The sequence below is a fragment of the Roseiflexus sp. RS-1 genome (genome assembly GCF_000016665.1).
Taxonomy (GTDB): domain Bacteria; phylum Chloroflexota; class Chloroflexia; order Chloroflexales; family Roseiflexaceae; genus Roseiflexus.
Genome location: NC_009523.1, coordinates 1246365 through 1264632, shown reverse-complemented (window position 1 = coordinate 1264632; position 18268 = coordinate 1246365). Strand labels below are relative to the sequence as shown.

Below are 18268 nucleotides of genomic sequence, written 5' to 3'. Positions count from 1 at the left end.
AGGTTCCCTCTGCGCCCTTCAACCTTCGACCCTCCATGCGATCAACAAGACATTGAGCGCCCCGACGCGCAGTGGACCGGCGCTGCACAGTGTGCGCAGGATATTGCGGAAGCGTTCGCGCGGAATAGGGGTGGTGTGCGCTGCCTGGTTGCGCGCCCGGCTCAGGTGTTCGATCTCGTCAATAAACTGATCGACCGTCACAACAACGTTCGGGTCGGCGTCATCCACAACACCGTTCCAGATACGCCGGAGGTGCGCCTCGATCACCTGCCAGGCAAGCGGATGTTTGCGCCGGACGCCGCCGAGCGATCCAAGCGTCGGTTTGCCGTGGGGAAAGGCGTCTGGCGGAATGTCGGGGATCGCCATGAGACGCCGTTGCAGTTCGCGCTCGAAGACGCGCGCAATGTGGATCACCGGCGCCGAATAGTCGCCAGCCTGCACCTCGTCGAGTTGATCGCGCAGGTAGATCGCCAATGCCAGCGATTCGCGCTCCGACGGCGCAAGCAGGTGCAGCGTGCGATCCAGTCCCATGTCTCCCAACTGCGCTTCATACCGTCCCAGATGGTTCAATGCGCCGGTGAACTGTGCAAAGCGACGGGTGAGCGACTCGATCCGCTCACTCACCTGAACGACCGTCTCTTCTGACAGATCGCCGACATCGCCGGTCAGGAACAGGCGTTCCATTTCGGCGAGCAACTCGACGGCGGTTCGTGGCGGACGCACCGGCGGCGTCGCTCCCGGTTGACTAATAATGTGACAGAAACGCGCGTCGCGGCAACAGTGCGCAGCGCGACTGACCAGATCGATGCGCCAGGCGCCGATGTGCGGCTTTGGGCAGATGAGCAGATCGTCGGCTGCCAGGACGGCGCCGTCGCGTCCTGGCAGTGCGCCGCGTTCCTCCAGGCTCAAGGTATCGAGAAAGACGCCAGAACAGCGCGGGGTGCGGGGCGTTCGCAACCGCGCATGCGCAGCGTCGATCAGGGCGGTCAGGGTCGCGCGCACGTGGCGCGGATCGAGCGCCGGACGCAGCGGTTGCACCACAATCTCCTGATCAGGAGCGGTTCGCTGATTCCAATCAACCGGACGAAGCCGATACCCGGACGCCTCACCCCCATCCACGAGAAAGGCGAACAACAGCGCGCCCCACGCCTCACCCAGGAGCGCCAGGTCGGCAACCATGCGTTTGACCGGCAATGATGGGGCGTTGGGACTTTCGCGCTCCCGGTAGTACTTGGCGTCCCACACCATGCCCGGTTCGCGCCAGATCAACGCGCCATTGTGCTCGACCCGCTCCGACGGCGGATCGATCCGCCACAGGTAGAAATCGGGGCGCACGCCGGGAACGGCGGAGCGCTGGCGCGGTTCCGCCTCCCATCCGTCGGGTGCACAGGGAACGCTCTGATCGTGGCGCAGTTCGTAACGGCGCACATCATTCCCTTCCCCCCAGCGGAAGCGCAACATCATCTGTCCCGGCGTCGGATCGAGACTGTCGAGACGGGCGATGTCCGGCGCGGCGAGCAGATCGGCGAGTTCGTAAAAGATCCAGACCTGGTAGAGATAATTGTCGCGCGCCGGGTCAGCGCCGAGCGTTTCATCGCGCGCCAGCTCGTCGCGCCGCAGCAGACGCAGCGATGCAAGACGCGCACGCCAGGTCAGCAGGTCCTGATAGGCGCTGTTGGAACCAGGTATCAACCATTCGCGCACCCGACGTTCGAGTTCGGCGACTCCGCCTTCGTCGCCTTCGACAATGCGCTGTGCTCTGGCGCGAATGCCTGCAAACTGCGGAAACGCAAGTTCGCGCTCACAGCGCTCCACCAGTTCGTGGAGCGGGTGGCGCAGCGCCGCCGACCGCGAGACGCGCGCTTCTTCCCACAACAGGTCCTGCGCGGCAGCGCGATACTCCAGCAACGTCGCAACCGTCAGCAGATTCTCCGGCGTGGCGAAGTCGCGCCAGCGCTGGCGCGCATACAGCAGCAGCGGCGGCTCCCCCGGTCGCTCATCCCACACGGCGTCGAGTGTGCGTTCCCAGTGAACCCGACCGCGTGCGGGAGGTTCTTCGACCACCAGGCGGTGTGGCGCGGTAAAACTGAGGCGGCGCACAATGCGCGGCACAATATCATCGAACAGGTCATCGCGCAGCGCAAACAACGCGCCGAGCACGCGGTAGGGCTTAAGCAGGTGTTCATCGCGTTCAGCCGCGTAGTCGCGCCTGGCGCTCACGCGCCGACGAAAGCCCGCTTCATCGTAGCGCAGCAGCAGCGCCACCAGACGCGCCTGCATCGCGCTGAAGGCTTCACGTTCGAGCGGAGAACGTGTCGCTGCTTCCATGTCACAACCCGCGTTCTGCAACAAACGTGCGCAACCGTTGGGCGAACAGACTGCGCCCATCGATGAGCAGCGACGAGTCGAGCGCAAACATGCGTTGGAGCAACGCTGCGTCGATCAGCTGAAGATCGAGATCGGTGAGATTCTGCGCTGGATCGGCATCGCTCAGCAACGCCAGATGACTCCTTTGCCGCGCGACCGGCAACTCGCTCAGGATAGCGCGCACCTGTTCGGTGAAACGCTCCGCATCACCGGCGTGATCGAGGTATGCCAGCAGCACCGCCTGTTCATCACGGGTCAACACCTGCAGTTGATCCGCCAGCGTATCCGCCAGCGCCGCATCGAGCGCAGCATCCCACGCCATTCCAACTACCACGCCGCTGATCAGCGCGGTGCAGACCGCCTCCGCCTGCGCGACGCCGAGACGCCGGTAGACGCGGATCGCGCGGAAGATGCGCCAGAAATGATCGAACGCCCGTTCGCCATCGGCATGATGCCAGGTCACCCGGTAGCGCGGCACAGCATCGCCCGCATCGTCTTCCGCAGTGATTGTGACGAACCCTTCCCACGCCAGATTGCCGCCATCAGTCGCAACACGTTCCACAACCCGCAGTTCATGCAGACGCCGCAGCGCATTCCGCAGCGCCACTGCTGGCTCGGTAGCCGCAAGTGCGCCGGTTGGCGGCAAAATATCGATAAACACGAAGCGCCGTTTCATGGCTTCGCTGATCTGATGGAGAAAATGGCGGTCGAAACTGTTGAGCGTGGCAATTATGCGGAAATCGCGCGGCAACGGAACCTGCGCCTCGCCATCGTCGGCGGGAACGGCAAGTGGCGCGCGTTGACCGCCAAGCGTCGTCAGCAACCCGCCGAATGCCGCATCGATCGGTGCGCGGGTCAACTCATCGATGACCAGCCATTGTCCACGATAGCGCACACCATTGTGGCGCACCTCACAGCGCCGAAACTCCTTCGGAAGCGTGGCGCCGTCACTGCCATAATTCGCCAGCACCGCGCGCGTCAGGCAACCGTAACGCACCTGATACACCAGCGACGTGCGCCCCTGATCACGCACGATCTGCGGCGCAATCCCGCCGATCACATGCCGCACTCCCCAATCTTCGGTGGCCGTCGTCAGGTCGGCGAAGTACCCCTGACGATACACCGGCGTCGGTTGCGGCGGCGCATCGGGCGGCAGACGCGGATCGGTCACCGGCAGCATGACCATTGTCGGTTCGGCATCGCGCCAGAGCACCCGCGGCAACAGGGTCGCCAGATGCGTTTTGCCGGCGCCGGGCGGACCGCTGAGAACGACGTGCTGCCCGGCGATCAGCGCCCGATAGATACGCAGAATAACATCGCGTTCGATGAGCAATTCGCGCTGGATCTCGGCGATACGCTCATTCAGCAACGCCGGATCGAGCGGCGGCAGCGCGTCATCGACCGGTTGCGCCGCAGTCTGCCAGGCGCGCGCCTGGCAGACCTGTTCGAGAAAGGCGTTGAGCACGCGGATGCAGGCAGTATCGGCAGGTTGCGGTTGCAACGCATCGGAGAGCGATTCCCACAACCCATCGTGGCGTTGCCTGACCAGACCGGCTTCAGCGTACCAGGGCAGCAGCGTTTCGTGGTGGGGCCAGGCATCCGGCGGATGCGGCAGACCGTCGAACGGCGCGCGCAGCACCGGCAGGTCATACGTGCCATCGGGCAGCGGCACGAGCAGCGTCAGCGCCACATAGCGCAGCGCCTGCACCTCAATCGCCCCTGCGAGATGTCCCCAGCAGCGGTACATCCCGTTTTCCAGCGGTTCGATCAGGCGTAGATGGAGCAGATCACGCACCAGCGCCTGCGGATCGGGCGGCGCGGCAAGGTGAGGCGTGAGCGGCGGACTCACCCGCATCAGACGATCCGCAATCTGTTCGGGCGTCGCAACGACCCCTTCAAGCAGCGCCGCCAGTTTCACGTAGGGCTTCAGCGCACTGCCAAGGGAGTGGGGGAGCAGATGATCGTTCATCGTTAACCTGTTGCAACCAGCACAGAACGAGCGGGTGGGGAGCGCCCCACCCTGCTCAAGACTCTTCGTCGAGGAGGGTCACATTGCGAGGATTGCGCAGAATATATCGCTCACCGGATTGCACCAGATCGCCGGTGCAGCGGATAACCTGACGCCGATCAAAGGCGCGACGGGCGCGGAGGTAATGCATTCCTGCGAGATCGCATTCCACCTTGTGCAAATCACCATCGATGAGTCCTTCGATGATCGCCCGTCCCTGCCGATGATCCGACTCTGGTTCCAGATCAACGACGAACCCTTGCAAGATAAAACCTTCACGCGGCGTCGTCTCACGCAGGATGCGGCTCGCTTCCTGCAAGAGCGGAACAACGCCCGCCGGGATCGTCACATCCGACACAGCATCATGCGGGACGCGTCGCAACGGCGACCAGGTAACGCTGAAGCGAATCTGATCCGCCTGGCTCCCCCTGTACAGATCGACGAGCGCATCGCACAGATTGGCGCTGATGCCGCCAGGCGCCACCTCCAGCAGGGTCTCGATGGCATGACCGGACTCGGAGCGATCAAGAGCGTCACGAACGACACTCAGCGACTGCATGAGGATCAGCGTTGTCCGACGGGCGAACGACGTCTTTCGCTTCCCAATATGCGTCTGTGTCGCTTCCAGATCAACGGGCGCCTTGATGGAAACCATAAAACTGCCGCGCCCCATGCTGATCCGCACCTGCTGCACATACGCCATCGCCGCTTCTGGCACAGGATCATAGAAGACCGGACGCGGCTGCACAGCGCTGCACGCCGCCGCCAGCATAAGATTCTGCACACCGGCGATAAACAGCGTCCCGCCGTGCAGCGAAATGGCGCCGCCTGCCAGCGCCTCCCCCTCCGCCGACATATGGATCGCATCACAGCCAACCGTCTGAATGTCGGCAAGAATGTCGAGTTGCGACCGCTGCTCGACCGCTTCCAGCGTCTGCAACACCCCGGCGATACGCGCAGCATAATCGCGGTATGCCGTATTCAGCGGGAGGAGAATCTCAACCGGCTCATCATCGGCGGTGCGCTGCCAGATGGCATACTCACCTTCACGACGTTCCTGCTCACGCCAGCGTCGCGCCTGCAGATAAACCGCCACATCCTGAGGACGAACAGCGCGTAATACCGCGCTGTTGCGAATAGTTGACGTCATGGTCGTCGACCCTGTCCAATCTCACACATGATATCTCTCAGCGCCGCGACGGTGAACTGCTGACGACGGGGTATCGGCACCGTCACCGAAGCCTTGCCGTCGCTTCGGGCGGGAAAGGTGCGCAGTGACAGAAAGTATCCGCACCGCTGGAGTATCATGCGCTCCTCGTTCTGATCGATCCACCGATCGACATCTTCAGGTACGCAAACAACGATCAGCATGCGTGGAACCAGCAGATCATCGCCGCGCAGATCGTCATAGTTCTTCTTTTTGAGGGTAAACCGCATCGGATCGGACTGCCATATCGGCTCAGCGGTGCATTTGAGTTGCACCTCCAGCCGCGGCGAACGCACCGTTCCCCTGCCGCCGCGCACTGCGATCCCCAGGTCAACGCTGTCGTCATCGACTTCCGGCTGGTAGACAGCATACCCGGCGACGCTGACAACAGCGCGCACCCAGGCGATGCTGAACTGCTCTTTCTGTCGTGACAGGTCCATTATAATCACTCATCAGGCGGCTGTCACCATGGAATGCAACATTCCACAAAAATGGAACATTTTTTCTATTATACCATTCACCAGCATGCCCGCATGGATCATACAGAAACCGCCGCCTGTGCGTGCTACGACACGCCTGCGCATGCCGTCCGTTGCTGATCGGTCACGCGGTGATGACGAACTACCCTGGGTGGTGGAAAGGAGACCGAAATGTCGTGCGGCTGATGAAGATTGAGCATGTATCGCGATGGGCAGGATGAGTGAACCCCGTGCATCCTGGGTGCGCGGGCGTCCCCGCCCGCATGCGGAGACTGCGGGCTGATGGAGATTGAGTACTTAGAGCCTATCCGAATAACCCGGCGGCACGCACGGCGATCACGCCACAGGCGAAAAGGTTACAGTTTTTCGGATAGGCTCTGAGCACACCGGGTCGCATGACTGTTTCGGTGTCGGAACGACGAACCTTGTGCGACAGGGTGTTTTCGCTCGCCGCCTGGCGACTGAAGTCGCGGCTGGCAGGCGGGAAGCCCGCCTGCGCGGGCTTGCCAGCAGGCCGCGTCAGCGGCCTTTGCCCTGCTCGTCGAGCCCTTCAGGGCGACGGCACGCCGTGGGGCTCATGGAGATTGAAAATTAAATCCGCTATACTGCGCTAGCCGTGGGGCTGAAGCCCTCGGCTATCCAGGGCAAAGCCCGCCTGCGCGGGCTATACCGGATTATTTCTTCAAAGACCATAAGCCCTCGGCTAGCCAAGGCGAAGCCCGCCGGCGCGGGCTATACCGAATTATTTATTCAAAGACCATAAGCCCTCGGCTAACCAGGGCAAAGCCCGCCGGCGCGGGCTATACCGGATTATTTATTCAAAGACCATAAGCCCTCGGCTCTGCGAGGCGACGCCCGCCTGCGCGGGCTGTAGCGGATTATTAAACAGTCTACTCTCCGCCGGAAGCGGGCGTCTCGTGCGACACGGCAGATATGAACGATGTCAATGTATCTGAGAAATGCTGTAATCCGTGCCGATCCGTCGCACCCGTGCACATCCGTGGGCTATTCATCAGGCAACCTCCGCGCCCATCCGCGTTCTATTCAGAAACCCATGCTACAATGTGCATAATGTATCGTTATAGAATCATGGGCACATCAATGCAACCCAAGGCGCCTGCCTTGCACCCGTTATCGCACAACCGGCAGTGAATCATATCGTTGCACGTCGTCGTCTTACCGTGCTGGAAAGGCTCTGCACCTATGCCCATCTCGCATGCCGAACTGATCACGCTCACCTGCCCCGCATGCGGCACATCACACACCGCCGACATCTGGCTGATCGTCGCCCCTGACGAACGCCCCGACCTGGTTGAACAGATCCGTAACGGCACTCTGCATACTGCGACATGCCCGCAGTGTGGCCAGACCCGCACCCTCGACGCCCCGCTGCTGATCTTCCGCCCCACCGCCGAGCCGCCCATCCTCTTCGCACCTGCGCAGCAAACAAGCACAGAGCAAGATCAACAACATGCCGCAGAATTGATCGGCATCCTGCGCCAGCGCCTGGGCGCAGCGTGGAACGACGCCTGGCTTGGCCAGGGACTGACAGTCGTGCCGCGCCAGATACTGCCGCTGGCGCTGGCCGACGATCCGGCAGCAGCGTTGCAGGAGCTGGCCGTCCAGATGCAGCAGGCGCTCGCCGAACTGCGCCGGCGCGACCCGGAGGCGTTCGCCCGGCTCGAGGCAGAAGCGCAGCAGGCAATGGCAGCATTGCTGGCAGCCGACCAGACGCCGGATGAAGCGCCAGCGAGCGCCGCGACGACCGACGCGCCTGCGTTGATCCAGGCTTTAGACGCCTTCCTCAACGCCCGCACCTGGATCGACAGTTACCGGCAAGTGCAGGCCCACCCCGAACTGCTGAGCGACGAGGCGCTGGCGCTGCTCGAGCAGCGCATTGCCGCTGCCCGCACGGTGGGCAACTCCCGCGCCGTCGCCTTCTTCGAGGAACACCTGTCTCTGCTGCGGCGTTGCCGCGAGGTCGGCATCCCACGCGCCTTCGCCGCGAAGATGCTACCGCCCGAGACGCTGGCGCAGGCTGAGGCGGCCGGGCTGACGCCGGCGCAGGCGATCGAGGCTGCGGCGCAGGCGATGGACATAGGCAGCGGCGTGGATGTCCCGTCCCGATTCCGTAATGATCTGCAGCAAGCCAAGGAAGCCGAGCAGCGCTACCGGCGCACAGGCGACCGTGCCGCGTTGGATGCCGCGGCTGCGGCCTGGCAGCGGGTGCTCGATGATCCCGCTTTTGCGCGTAGCCAGGAACGCTTTCAACTGGCAGCTATGAATGATGCAGGCGTTATCTTCTTGCAGCGTTATTGGTCAGTGGGTCACATTGCCGATTTAAATCGCGCTATCGAGTTGTGGCAACGGGCGGTCGAGCTCACCCCGCCCGACTCCCCCGACCGCCCCGCTCGGCTGAACAACCTGGGGACCGGGCTGCGCGCCCGCTATGCCCGCAGCGGGCGGCTGGAGGACCTGGATGCGGCCATTGCCGCCTGGCAGCAGGCGCTGGATGCCACCCCGCCCGACTCCCCCGCCCGACTCCCCCGACCGCCCCGCTCGGCTGAACAACCTGGGGACCGGGCTGCGCGACCGCTATGCCCGCAGCGGGCGGCTGGAGGAGCTTAAGCAAGCCCGACGGTCGTATGCACTCGCCTGCAAACAAGGCCAACTGCTTGCGCCCGAAAGTGCATTAGCCGCTTCCCAGTCATGGGGACGGTGGGCCGGCGAGCGTCATTATTGGAAAGAAGCAGCGTATGCCTTCGGGTTTGGACTGGAGACGATTGAACAGTTGCACCGCGCCCAATTGCGCCGCAGCGAGCAGGAATTGTGGCTGAGTGCCGCTCGTGGCTTGCACACCTCTGCCGCCTACGCCCTTGTCCGTGCTGCCCGTCCCAGCGCGCTGCGCCGCGCCGTTGAGGTCGCAGAGCTTGGCCGTGCCCGCGGTCTCGGCGAGACGCTGGCCCGTGATCGCAGCGATCTCTCCATCATCGAACGCCAATACCCGGACATCTACGAACGCTACCGTGCGGCAGCGGAGGTCGTGCGCAGTCTGGAGCGCACCGACCGCGCCACGACTGATCGCCAGGACGAAGCGCAACCGTCGTTCACCGAACTGGCGAACCGCATCCGCGCTGCCCGCGCCGATCTGGATGCCGCCATTGAAGCCATTCGCGCCATTCCCGGCTATGAAGCGTTCCTCCGGCCTCCCACCTACGCTGAGATCGCGGCAGCCGCCCAACCCGGCGTGCCACTGGTCTACCTGATCACCACTCCCCAGGGCAGTCTGGCGCTGATCGTTCCCGATGGCAATGCAGAACCTGAAGCGCTGCTGCTCGACGAATTTACGGAGAACGATCTGAAAAACCTCCTGCTCGTGCGCACAGGCGATGAAGTGGTAGGTGGGTATCTGCCGGGTCAGTTGCTCGGTGGTAAGATGCTGGAAACGGCGCTGGCAATGGCGCTGCCGATCCTTGGCGAGCGGCTGATCGCGCCGCTGGCACAACGGCTCCGCGCCTTGAATGCTACCGGCGTGACGCTCGTCCCCACCGGTCTGCTCAGCCTGTTGCCGCTGCATGCGGCAACCTACCGAATTGATGGCTCCTCCCGCAGCCTGCTCGATGAGTTTGATGTCGCTTATGCGCCGTCGGCGCGGGTGCTGGCAATTGCGCAACGCGAACAGCAGCGGCGGGCAGCAAAGGGGGTGCGGCTGGCTGGTGTTGGGAATCCTACCGGCGATCTGCGTTATGCCAGTGCAGAGTTGCACAGTATCTGCGATCTGCTGCCACCGGCGGCGACGACAACGTTCTATGAGCAGGCTGCGACTCGTAGCGCAATCTGGTCCGCTCTCGGTGAGAGCACCATTGGTCACTTTTCCTGCCATGGCAGTTTCGCCGACGATCCACTCGATTCGGCCTTGCACCTGGCGGCAGGTGATCGTATTACGCTGCGCGACCTGGTGGCAGGCGACACCACAGCACTGAGTAATCTACGTCTGGTGGCGCTCTCGGCCTGCCAGACTGCGATCACCGACTTCGGGCGCCTGCCCGACGAGAGCATCGGTCTGCCGGGCGGCTTTCTGCAAGCCGGTGTGCCCGCCGTCGTCGGCACGCTCTGGAGTGTCAACGACCTCAGCACGGCGCTGCTGATGCACCGCTTCTACGAACTGCACCTGCACGGCGATGACGCGGCAGGGCTGGCGCCGCAACCGCCGGTGCGGGCATTGCGCCTGGCGCAACAGTGGCTGCGCGATCTGACCTACAAAGAGATGTTTGACTATTTTCAGCGGCATCGCCAGCTCAAAGCGGTGCGGCAGCATAACTCGGCATCGGTGCAGGTTTCAGGTGTGCGGATGCCGTCTGCTCTGATCGAAGTGGGGCGCGCCCTGGCTGAGGAATATATGCTCGATCATCCGAACAACCGTCCATACGCCAACCCAATATGTTGGGCCGCCTTTACGTTCAACGGTGCAATGGAAGGAGCTGCATAAATGGCCGGTGAAGAGACTATAGCCGCGCTGGCAGCTATTTGGGACGAATGTTCATCCAGTGCGCGCTGGCCCGCATTACTGCCGGAGCTGCGCCAACTGGTCGATCAGTTTCAACAGAGCGCCGATGAAGACACTCGCGCAGAAATCGCTATGCGCATTACCGACCTGCTGCTCGATACCGATCCCGATCTCTACCAGAAGCTGATTACGATGCGCAAAGCCATGCGCGCTGGCGAGGCACATAACCGCTTCAGCACGCGCGGCATGCCATCTGACGCTGAACTCTCGGCAGCCTGGCAAGAGATTCGGACACGTGAAGCGTCAATCCACGGCGAGAGCATTACCACTGGCAACATCACCGGCACCGGCATTGCCATCGGTCAGGGCGCGCAGGCCACAGTGCATCAACACTTCTACGAGCCGCGCTTTACCCGCCACACCGACATCTCCTGCCCGCGACGGGCGCAGGTGAACAGCCGGGTCACCGTCACCGTTGCGCTGACGATGCAGCCCCAGCCGGAGAGCGTCGCGTGCGAGGCTATCGAGGTCTTCGAGGGCAAGGTCAAAGTACGGATCGATGCGCCCGGCTTTGAACCGCTGAGTCCGCTCGAACAAACAATCATTGTCGAGCGGGATGACGATAGCGCCCCGGTCGTGTTTCACCTCAAGGCGCGCGAAACCGGTCCCCACGAGATCGCCATCCAGTTCTGGCAGCGCGGCAATCTCATCGCCACGGTCGTGGCGCCCATTGAGGTGCTAGAGGTAGAGCCGGTCTTTGCGCCAGCATTAATACCGAAAACGCCCGTCAGTCCGCGCATGGCTGACGTAACACCGCCAGACCTCACCCTCGTCGTCTTTCGCGACCCTGCCGGGCGGATGCAGTTCACGCTGCACCGTGACAACGTTACGCTCTGCTACGCCGAACAGACGCTGCGCCATCCCCCCGACGCGCTGCTCAATGCGCTCTTTGACGAGTTACACCTGCTGCAACGCGGTACCGACAGCGCTAACCGACGGCGTGGTTCGTCGCTCCTGACTGCCGAACAGGTCGAGCGGCGCATCCGCAATCTGGGCTACAAACTGTGGGATGACCTGATCCCACCCGAACTCAAACTATACTATGCCCGCGAGCGCCACCAGTGGCAGAGCGCCATCGCAGCCGGGCAACGCTGGAGCCTGCTGGTGCAATCGAACGAGCCGGACATCCCCTGGGAGCTGGTGCGTCCGTACAGCGATGGGCCGGATTGCTGGGAAGAGGACTTCTGGTGCCAGACCTTCCACTTCGCCCGCTGGCTGCTCAAGCGCCCCGACAGCCCTGAGAGCGTGGTTCCCCTACCGCGACTGCGGCTGCGCACCCTGGCCGCAGTCGTGCCTACCTGCTACCCGGAACTGAAGGCTGTCCCTGAAGAACACAAACTGCTGCGCGACCTGATTGCCCGCTATTGCCTGACCGACCGCAGCCCGCAGCGGGCAACCGAGGCAGAGGTCATCGCTTTGCTCGAAACGGGTGGCTTCGACTGGCTGCACGTCATCACCCACGGCGACTTCTTCGCTCAATCGGCGTTGCACAGCAGCGCAATCGGCCTGGATGACAACCAGTGGCTGGCGAGCAGCGCGATCACTGGTCTGCGCATCCGGAGCGCGCTACGCAACCACCGCCCGGCGATCATCCTGAACGCCTGTCACGTCGGTCGTGAGCAACCTTCGCTCAGCGGCGCTGCCGGCTGGGTCACGCAGTTTGTCGGCTCCGGTGCGGGCATGATGATCGCGCCGCTCTGGTCGGTCAACGACGAGTTTGCTTTCCGCTTTAGCGAAGTCTTCTACACCGCGCTGCTCAACCCTGATCGCCCTGCCACCGTCGCTGAGGCAATGTGGCAGGCGCGCAACGCCATCCGTCAGCCCGACGATCCGACCTGGCTCGCCTACAGCCTGTTCGCCCACCCGAATGCGCGGGTCGAAGTGCAACCGTTGCAGGCGTAGAAGCAGGGTGCACTACAGCGCGCCGTCGCCCTATCGTAGCCGATAACCGATAGCCGATAACCGATAGCCGATAGCTGCTCGTCGAGAGGATCACCGTTGGAGTTCACGTTCCGCGCAGGCGGGCTTTGCATCAGACGCACGCAGGCTTACAGGGGGAGGTTTTTGGGGAAGCCCCTGCCTGCCATTCTCCGTTTCAGGCATCAGGACGTCCGAACTCCCCCTTCTCCCCTTGTGGTTCAAGGGCGGACAGAAAATATGTGCGATACAAACCTCGGACAGCATCATAACGCGGTAGACTTGCCTCAGATTCGCCCCTCTCCCGCAGTGCAGGAGAGGGGTCGGGGGTGAGGGCGGATTGCCCATTGCAACGCCAGAAAACGCATCTTTGCTCAAACGTTCTGTCCGCCCATAAACCCCTTGTGGGAGAAGGGGGCAGGGGGGATGAGGGGCAAAAGGCGCGGGAATGAAGCAAACTACATCATCATGCGGGCCGGAGTGGCGTCCATCGCCTCCTCCTGGTTGAGCAGCCCGCCGGTTGCGCCGGATGCGGGCTGGAAGCCCGCGCACCCTGGCAATTCAGGCAGGATGCTGCAGGAATAGATACGAGATGTATCCAGATCGAGCATAAGAACGTGTCACGTGCGTCTCCGCCGCAGCAGAATGATGCCGAGCAACCCGAGCAATCCCCCCCATTTCAGCAGAACCGCCAGTGCGTTGAGCAAGGCGAGGATGCCCATCAGCGCAAAAAAGCCGCCCACCCCGATGACGATCCCTGACGGCAACCAGAGTTCCCACGAATCGATCAACGCCGACTGTGGCGTTTGCGGGTCGTAGCGCACCCTGACCGTATCGCCGACACGGTACGACGATGGATTGCTGCCCGTGCTGCCTTCGAAACGGACACTCTCCCCGTCAGCCGTGCGAAACTCCACGACCGGATAGAAGTAGGTCTTGCGCTCGCCACCCGACGTTTTGGTGCGCGAAATGACTTCGACCACCCTGCCCTCTGACGTTAACATCGCGGCGATCTGATTCTGGGTGAAGGTGCGCCACTGCAATCCAAGGAACAGGATGCCCAATCCGATAACGAGCATGATTGGATCGCCCCAGAGACCTCGGATGCGATTGGTGGAGCGTACTCTCACGTTCATTGTCTTCCTCCCTGTGGTGGTGCGGTGGATGTTGGCGCTTACAAAAGCCTGCGAAAGGCGCCGGTAGGGGAAGAGGCGCGGTAGAGCCTCTTCCCCAGGAGCATGCATTTACCTGACAACCAGCGGCAGGTTCACCCGGTAACTGACCTCACCCAACATTGTCAACCCCCAGCGCCCTGGCTCGTGCGCCACGCTGCCACGCGGCCACGCCGCGACCGGATCATGGGCGACCAGCATACGCACCAGTTTGTTCCATCCACCCAGACGGGCGACCTCGATCTGTATCTCGGCGCTCCAGCTTGTGGTTGTTGCGTTGACGACGCCGATGTGTGATCACGCATCGGCGCATCGAGGTGGATTCAATAGCCTCACTGCTTCAGCAGCAGTGGTATGAATACCTTCATCGGCAGACTACCTACAATGCGCTCATCGGTCTCAACGCCATTGCGATTGAGGACGCGCACAATGTATTGACACTTCGCCGCACCAGCGGTCGCGTCGGTATAGCTCTGCGCCGTCGTGGTGGGAAAATCTCCACCCAGCAGCGCTGGTGTATCTTCCCCTTCACACTGGCGATAGACGTTGTAGCCCAGCACGTCGGTCGCCGTGCCGCTCCACGCCAGCGCATTGTTACCTGGCGCAGGCGTCAGCGTCAGCGATGCCAGCGTCGGCCGCTCGCAGGCGTCGCCAAGGTAATTCGCGTTGGCGTCGGCCTGGTCGGGGTTCGGCGTCTGCGGGCACGAGTCGATCGCGTCGGCGATGCCGTCGCGGTCGGTGTCCAGGCAGCCCTCGTCGATCTGATCGTCGCCGTCGTCGTTCACGCCGTTGCATTGCTCCAGGTTCGGTATTGGCGGCAACGATATATCGTTTTCTTCGATCGGTTCAGGTGGATAAACGTTGAGCGGCGCACCGGCTGCCGATGGTTGTTCCGGCAAAAGCGACGCCTCAGCATTGAGTGCGCTCATTCCGGCCGCTGGCGCGATACGGCAGTCGCTTCGACCGATCGCATTGCGGTAAGCATCGGGCATCACGCGCCGGATTGCTTCGCTGCTATCGCGCACGATCCAGCACCCGCTGCCGGGACCGTAGGGCAGGCCGCGCCAGTCGTCGGGGCTGGTCAGGATTTCGTTCGCGGGTCCTGTACCCCACATACCCTCGATGCCGTCACCGTTGATGTTATGGCTCACCGTCGCGGTTTGGATAGTGCCGTCACAGTTCCAATCCACGCCTGGAGCATGACTTGGCAGGTCGGTGAATTGCCAGTCGCTGTCCGGCGTGTCCGCACGAGTCTGACCGCCCCGCTGCCGACCCAGGGTGCGCCTTCCATCGCTCAGCACGATCCACCTTTGACCCATCGGATCGGTGCAGCTATACTCAAAGACGGGCACGAAGGCGGAGTCGGCCGTGGCGCACTGCACGTTGCGCGGTAGCTCGTAGATGCGGTTCTCTTGCAGCCTGGCTTCGTTCAGATCGAACCGCGAGCCGCTTTGGAAGTCCGTCGCCGCGAACCATTGGTTCGTGTCCTCCCTGTAGCACAGATGGCTGGCGTTGTAGCGATAGTTCATCACGCTGATGTAATTCGGCTTCATGTTGGTGTTATTCCAGGCACCCTCGTAATACACGATGTCACCTATGCGCGTCTGCCTACCCGATCCCGTCCGTCCGCCGTGACCAAGACCGAGGTTGTGCCCTAGCTCGTGAACGATTCGATAGATCTGATCCCAGATAGGCCGGTCAAAGCAGCCGGGAGCGTCAGGATCGAACACATCCTCCGGACATTGACGCATATCAATCGTCACGTGGTGCCACGCGCCGCTGCGGCCGGGGAAGTAGCGGCTGTAGATGTAGTGATGCGTCCAGCTCAGCTTGGGCGGGAAGTAGTATTGGCCAGTGGCAGGGTCAATCGTCGCAGCGGCCTGCTCGGCACCGATGGCCCCCCGGCCAGGCACGAAGCTCCGTGGCCGCTCATTCTCGGTCAGGTGGAGGGTGATGCCGTGGCGGCGGAACAGCTCGATGACGTAGGGCCATGTTTCTGGCTCGACCTTCGCCCCGCGCTCGTAGTCGTATTGCACGAATATGTCTTTGCGCAATGGGTTGGCGCCCAGCGCCGGTAAATTGACGAACTCGGAGCCGAAGTCCAACCCGATCACCTCCCAGCCATCGGGCAGCGCGTCGCGGTCGGTGTCGGGGTTATCGGGGCGCGTGCCGAGCAGCCGTTCGAGATCGTCTACAATGCCGTCCTGGTCAGTGTCGGGTCGTGTCGCGGTGGGTGTGTTGCCGAACAGGATGCTCACGCCGGATGTGTAGGCAGATAGTCCTTCGCTATCAATCGCGCTGGCCGAGTAGCCGACAATCCGCCGCCCACCGGGTGCAACGGTGACCGTGCACGTTTCGGTCGTGCGTGTGCCGTCGAAGGTGCATCTGCGGACCGATGGTGAATTGATGGTGATGGAGCGCACACCGCTGGGGTCAGTAGCCGTGGCATTGATGGTGACGGAAGCCCCAATGGCCGGTCGGCGCGGGGAATGATCAATGGTAATGACCGGTGCGCGGCCATCCACCTGCACTAGAAAACTCGACATCGGCGCGAAGCCGATCCGGCCACGATGATCGACCACGCGGGCGGAGTAGTATTGTCGGCCCAGCTCCCTAAACGTCATGGAGAAGGTACACGCACCATTGCGGTCGTTCGTGCCGGCGAAGTCGCACGTGCGTCGTGCTATGCCGCCCACAATGATATCAATGCTCTGGATGTCCACGTCATCACTCGCCGTAGCGGTGAAGGAGACTGTTGTGCCGCGCCGCACCACGTCGGGCGAGTGACGAACCGACACGGTCGGGTTGCCGCTGTCACTGCGGGGCAGGTCGATGTCGTTGATGACGAAAGTGAGCCAGGTGGCCGGCGAGTTCTGTGCCGCACCCAGCGGCCAGACGCGGTCGCTGCCCGCCGTGCCGCCGACGCCCTGATGTGCGAATGCCAGGCGGAAGAGGGCAGGCGAACCGGTCAGGAGTGAACGCGGGAAGCGAAACTCGGCGCTTTTCTCAAACTCGAAAGAGGAGGGAAGCACTGCCTGATAATCGCAGGACGATGCGTTGACGTAGCCGCCCGAACCATCTCCCTGCCTGCATTGGCTAGTCCTATCAGCCCTGACGATGAAAGCCCGGTCATCCGCCTGCGCCCATGCATCGCCACCGTTGTTGGGGTCGAGATAGACCACCATGGCAGATGTGCCAACCTCCACCCGCTCCATGCACACATACACGTTGCTTGACGTGGCTCCGATGTTCACCCACACCGGGCTGGGCGGGTAGCTCACCCCATCCAGCCACATCGGCAGGCGCAGCCGCAGCGCGCCGCTACCGTACTCGCCTGAACCGCACCAGCCATCGACCATCGGCGCAACGAACAGTCGTGGCACTTTGATCGGATGGTGCGTCGTTGACGGCGCAGCCGGGTCGTTGAAAGCATACGTGCCAACACCAGTGGCATTGTGGTTGCCGAAGATGTCGGCCGAAGTGCCTTCCAGATGCCAGGCTGCGATCAAACCTGTTTCCGGCGCCTCGAACAGGCGCACCATGTCGCGGCGGATCTCGTCGCGCCCCCGGGCCACACCCCACAAGCGCACGTCGGCCAGATGGCCGACAAAGGGGTAGGTGCTGAAGATATCGCCCACATCTGCGCCGATGCGCAGCGGTTGCGCGTTCACGGGCAACGGGCTGACGCGGACGCTTTCGGCGTCGAGGTTGCCGTTGACGTAGAGGCGGCGGGTCGTGCCGTCGAAGGTCGCCGCCACGTGCGTCCATTCGCCCGAGACAAAGGCCGTTGCGCCGTCGAACCAAGAGAGCGATCCGTTGCTGTAGAAGCGCAGTTTGTTCCCGCAGATGCCGAGCCAGAAGCCGGTCTGATAGCCCTTGCCGACGATAGTCTGGCAGGACGTTGAGGTGTCAATCCGGCGCACCCACGCCTCGACGGTGAGGCCGCCGCTGGGGTTGAGGGCCGGTGCGTTGGGCACTTGAAGGTAACCCGATCCTGAAAGATACAGCGTATTGGTAACTGCGGTAGGACTGGCCGACTCTGCCATGGTGGATCGTGACGGAGGTACAGATGAGAGAACGATCAACGCGATCCCGAGGATCAGGCCGATTCGAGCAAGAGCACGTCGCATGTCTCATTTCCTTTCCTTTTTTGATGATACCTGGCGTTCCTTTCAGTTCATGCCGTGAATCTGCAACGATGAGGTTTTGGGTCGTGATGATTTGAGTGCGCACATCCTACCGGAGAGGCGTCCACACAACGTCTACATCAGAGAACCCGGCGGAGAGTCATTACGATGGGGTGTGGTAGACTCATCCTGATGTCCGAAGGTCTCCTGCGTCTGCGCACGAGAGGGTTTACACAGGCAGATGTTGTGGAAACCCCTGTGTGCCTTCTCTCGTTTTGGGCATCAGGACGCCCGAACTCCCCCTTCTCCTCTCGTGGGAGAAGGAATTAGGGGACGAGGGACAAAAACACACGGGAATGCAGAAAACCGCGCATTTCTGCTGAGAACTCTACCCCTGAGAGCGGGAGAGCGTTACGGGAGGCAA

General features: G+C 62.5%; 11 protein-coding genes. 3 read left to right on the top strand and 8 right to left on the bottom strand.

Annotated elements, in window-relative coordinates:
- Positions 1-18 precede the first annotated feature (18 nt).
- From ROSERS_RS05280 to ROSERS_RS05265, 4 genes are read right to left on the bottom strand one after another with little or no spacing between them, the layout of a single operon-like run.
- Positions 19-2328, bottom strand: a complete 2310-nt coding sequence (locus ROSERS_RS05280; protein ID WP_011955787.1) for a hypothetical protein — start codon at positions 2326-2328, stop codon at positions 19-21.
- Between the two features lies 1 nt (position 2329).
- On the bottom strand, positions 2330-4336 hold the full coding sequence (locus ROSERS_RS05275) for an AAA family ATPase (RefSeq protein ID WP_011955786.1): 2007 nt from the start codon (positions 4334-4336) through the stop codon (positions 2330-2332).
- Positions 4337-4391: 55 nt separating this feature from the next.
- Positions 4392-5525, bottom strand: coding sequence for a hypothetical protein (locus ROSERS_RS05270; RefSeq protein ID WP_011955785.1), 1134 nt, complete (start codon positions 5523-5525; stop codon positions 4392-4394).
- Positions 5522-6022, bottom strand: a complete 501-nt coding sequence (locus ROSERS_RS05265) for a DUF4365 domain-containing protein (protein ID WP_011955784.1) — start codon at positions 6020-6022, stop codon at positions 5522-5524. The genes ROSERS_RS05270 and ROSERS_RS05265 overlap by 4 nt, the downstream gene beginning before the upstream one ends.
- Positions 6023-7264: 1242 nt before the next feature.
- Here ROSERS_RS05265 and ROSERS_RS24755 point away from each other — a divergent pair.
- From ROSERS_RS24755 to ROSERS_RS05255, 3 genes are read left to right on the top strand one after another with little or no spacing between them, the layout of a single operon-like run.
- Complete coding sequence (locus tag ROSERS_RS24755) at positions 7265-8689, top strand: CpXC domain-containing protein (protein WP_011955783.1); 1425 nt, start codon at positions 7265-7267, stop codon at positions 8687-8689.
- Positions 8574-10550 carry a CHAT domain-containing protein gene (locus ROSERS_RS05260; protein WP_041333083.1) on the top strand — a complete coding sequence of 659 codons (1977 nt, stop codon included), beginning with the start codon at positions 8574-8576 and terminating at the stop codon, positions 10548-10550. Before ROSERS_RS24755 ends, ROSERS_RS05260 begins: the two co-directional genes overlap by 116 nt.
- A complete protein-coding gene (locus ROSERS_RS05255) occupies positions 10551-12530 on the top strand; it encodes a CHAT domain-containing protein (RefSeq protein WP_011955781.1) in 1980 nt (659 codons plus the stop codon). It abuts the gene before it with no gap.
- A gap of 473 nt (positions 12531-13003) precedes the next feature.
- On the opposite strand, the gene ROSERS_RS25840 is transcribed toward ROSERS_RS05255, so the two are convergent.
- The 4 genes from ROSERS_RS25840 to ROSERS_RS05245 form a co-directional block, all read right to left on the bottom strand.
- On the bottom strand, positions 13004-13156 hold the full coding sequence (locus ROSERS_RS25840) for a hypothetical protein (RefSeq protein WP_157040976.1): 153 nt from the start codon (positions 13154-13156) through the stop codon (positions 13004-13006).
- A gap of 9 nt (positions 13157-13165) precedes the next feature.
- A complete protein-coding gene (locus ROSERS_RS05250) occupies positions 13166-13681 on the bottom strand; it encodes a DUF3592 domain-containing protein (RefSeq protein WP_011955780.1) in 516 nt (171 codons plus the stop codon).
- 108 nt (positions 13682-13789) lie between these two features.
- Positions 13790-13918: a hypothetical protein gene (locus tag ROSERS_RS27130; RefSeq protein ID WP_011955779.1), complete on the bottom strand. Its 129-nt coding sequence runs from the start codon at positions 13916-13918 to the stop codon at positions 13790-13792.
- A gap of 131 nt (positions 13919-14049) precedes the next feature.
- Positions 14050-17847, bottom strand: coding sequence for a LamG-like jellyroll fold domain-containing protein (locus ROSERS_RS05245; RefSeq protein WP_011955778.1), 3798 nt, complete (start codon positions 17845-17847; stop codon positions 14050-14052).
- Between the last annotated feature and the right edge of the window lie 421 nt (positions 17848-18268).

Bases quoted from the DNA above. Each gene is read 5' to 3' on its own strand.
- ROSERS_RS05280 (WP_011955787.1), bottom strand. From the start codon at position 2,328: ATGGAAGCAGCGACACGTTCTCCGCTCGAACGTGAAGCCTTCAGCGCG.
- ROSERS_RS05275 (WP_011955786.1), bottom strand. From the start codon at position 4,336: ATGAACGATCATCTGCTCCCCCACTCCCTTGGCAGTGCGCTGAAGCCC.
- ROSERS_RS05270 (WP_011955785.1), bottom strand. From the start codon at position 5,525: ATGACGTCAACTATTCGCAACAGCGCGGTATTACGCGCTGTTCGTCCT.
- ROSERS_RS05265 (WP_011955784.1), bottom strand. From the start codon at position 6,022: ATGGACCTGTCACGACAGAAAGAGCAGTTCAGCATCGCCTGGGTGCGC.
- ROSERS_RS24755 (WP_011955783.1), top strand. From the start codon at position 7,265: ATGCCCATCTCGCATGCCGAACTGATCACGCTCACCTGCCCCGCATGC.
- ROSERS_RS05260 (WP_041333083.1), top strand. From the start codon at position 8,574: ATGCCACCCCGCCCGACTCCCCCGCCCGACTCCCCCGACCGCCCCGCT.
- ROSERS_RS05255 (WP_011955781.1), top strand. From the start codon at position 10,551: ATGGCCGGTGAAGAGACTATAGCCGCGCTGGCAGCTATTTGGGACGAA.
- ROSERS_RS25840 (WP_157040976.1), bottom strand. From the start codon at position 13,156: ATGCTCGATCTGGATACATCTCGTATCTATTCCTGCAGCATCCTGCCT.
- ROSERS_RS05250 (WP_011955780.1), bottom strand. From the start codon at position 13,681: ATGAACGTGAGAGTACGCTCCACCAATCGCATCCGAGGTCTCTGGGGC.
- ROSERS_RS27130 (WP_011955779.1), bottom strand. From the start codon at position 13,918: ATGCTGGTCGCCCATGATCCGGTCGCGGCGTGGCCGCGTGGCAGCGTG.
- ROSERS_RS05245 (WP_011955778.1), bottom strand. From the start codon at position 17,847: ATGCGACGTGCTCTTGCTCGAATCGGCCTGATCCTCGGGATCGCGTTG.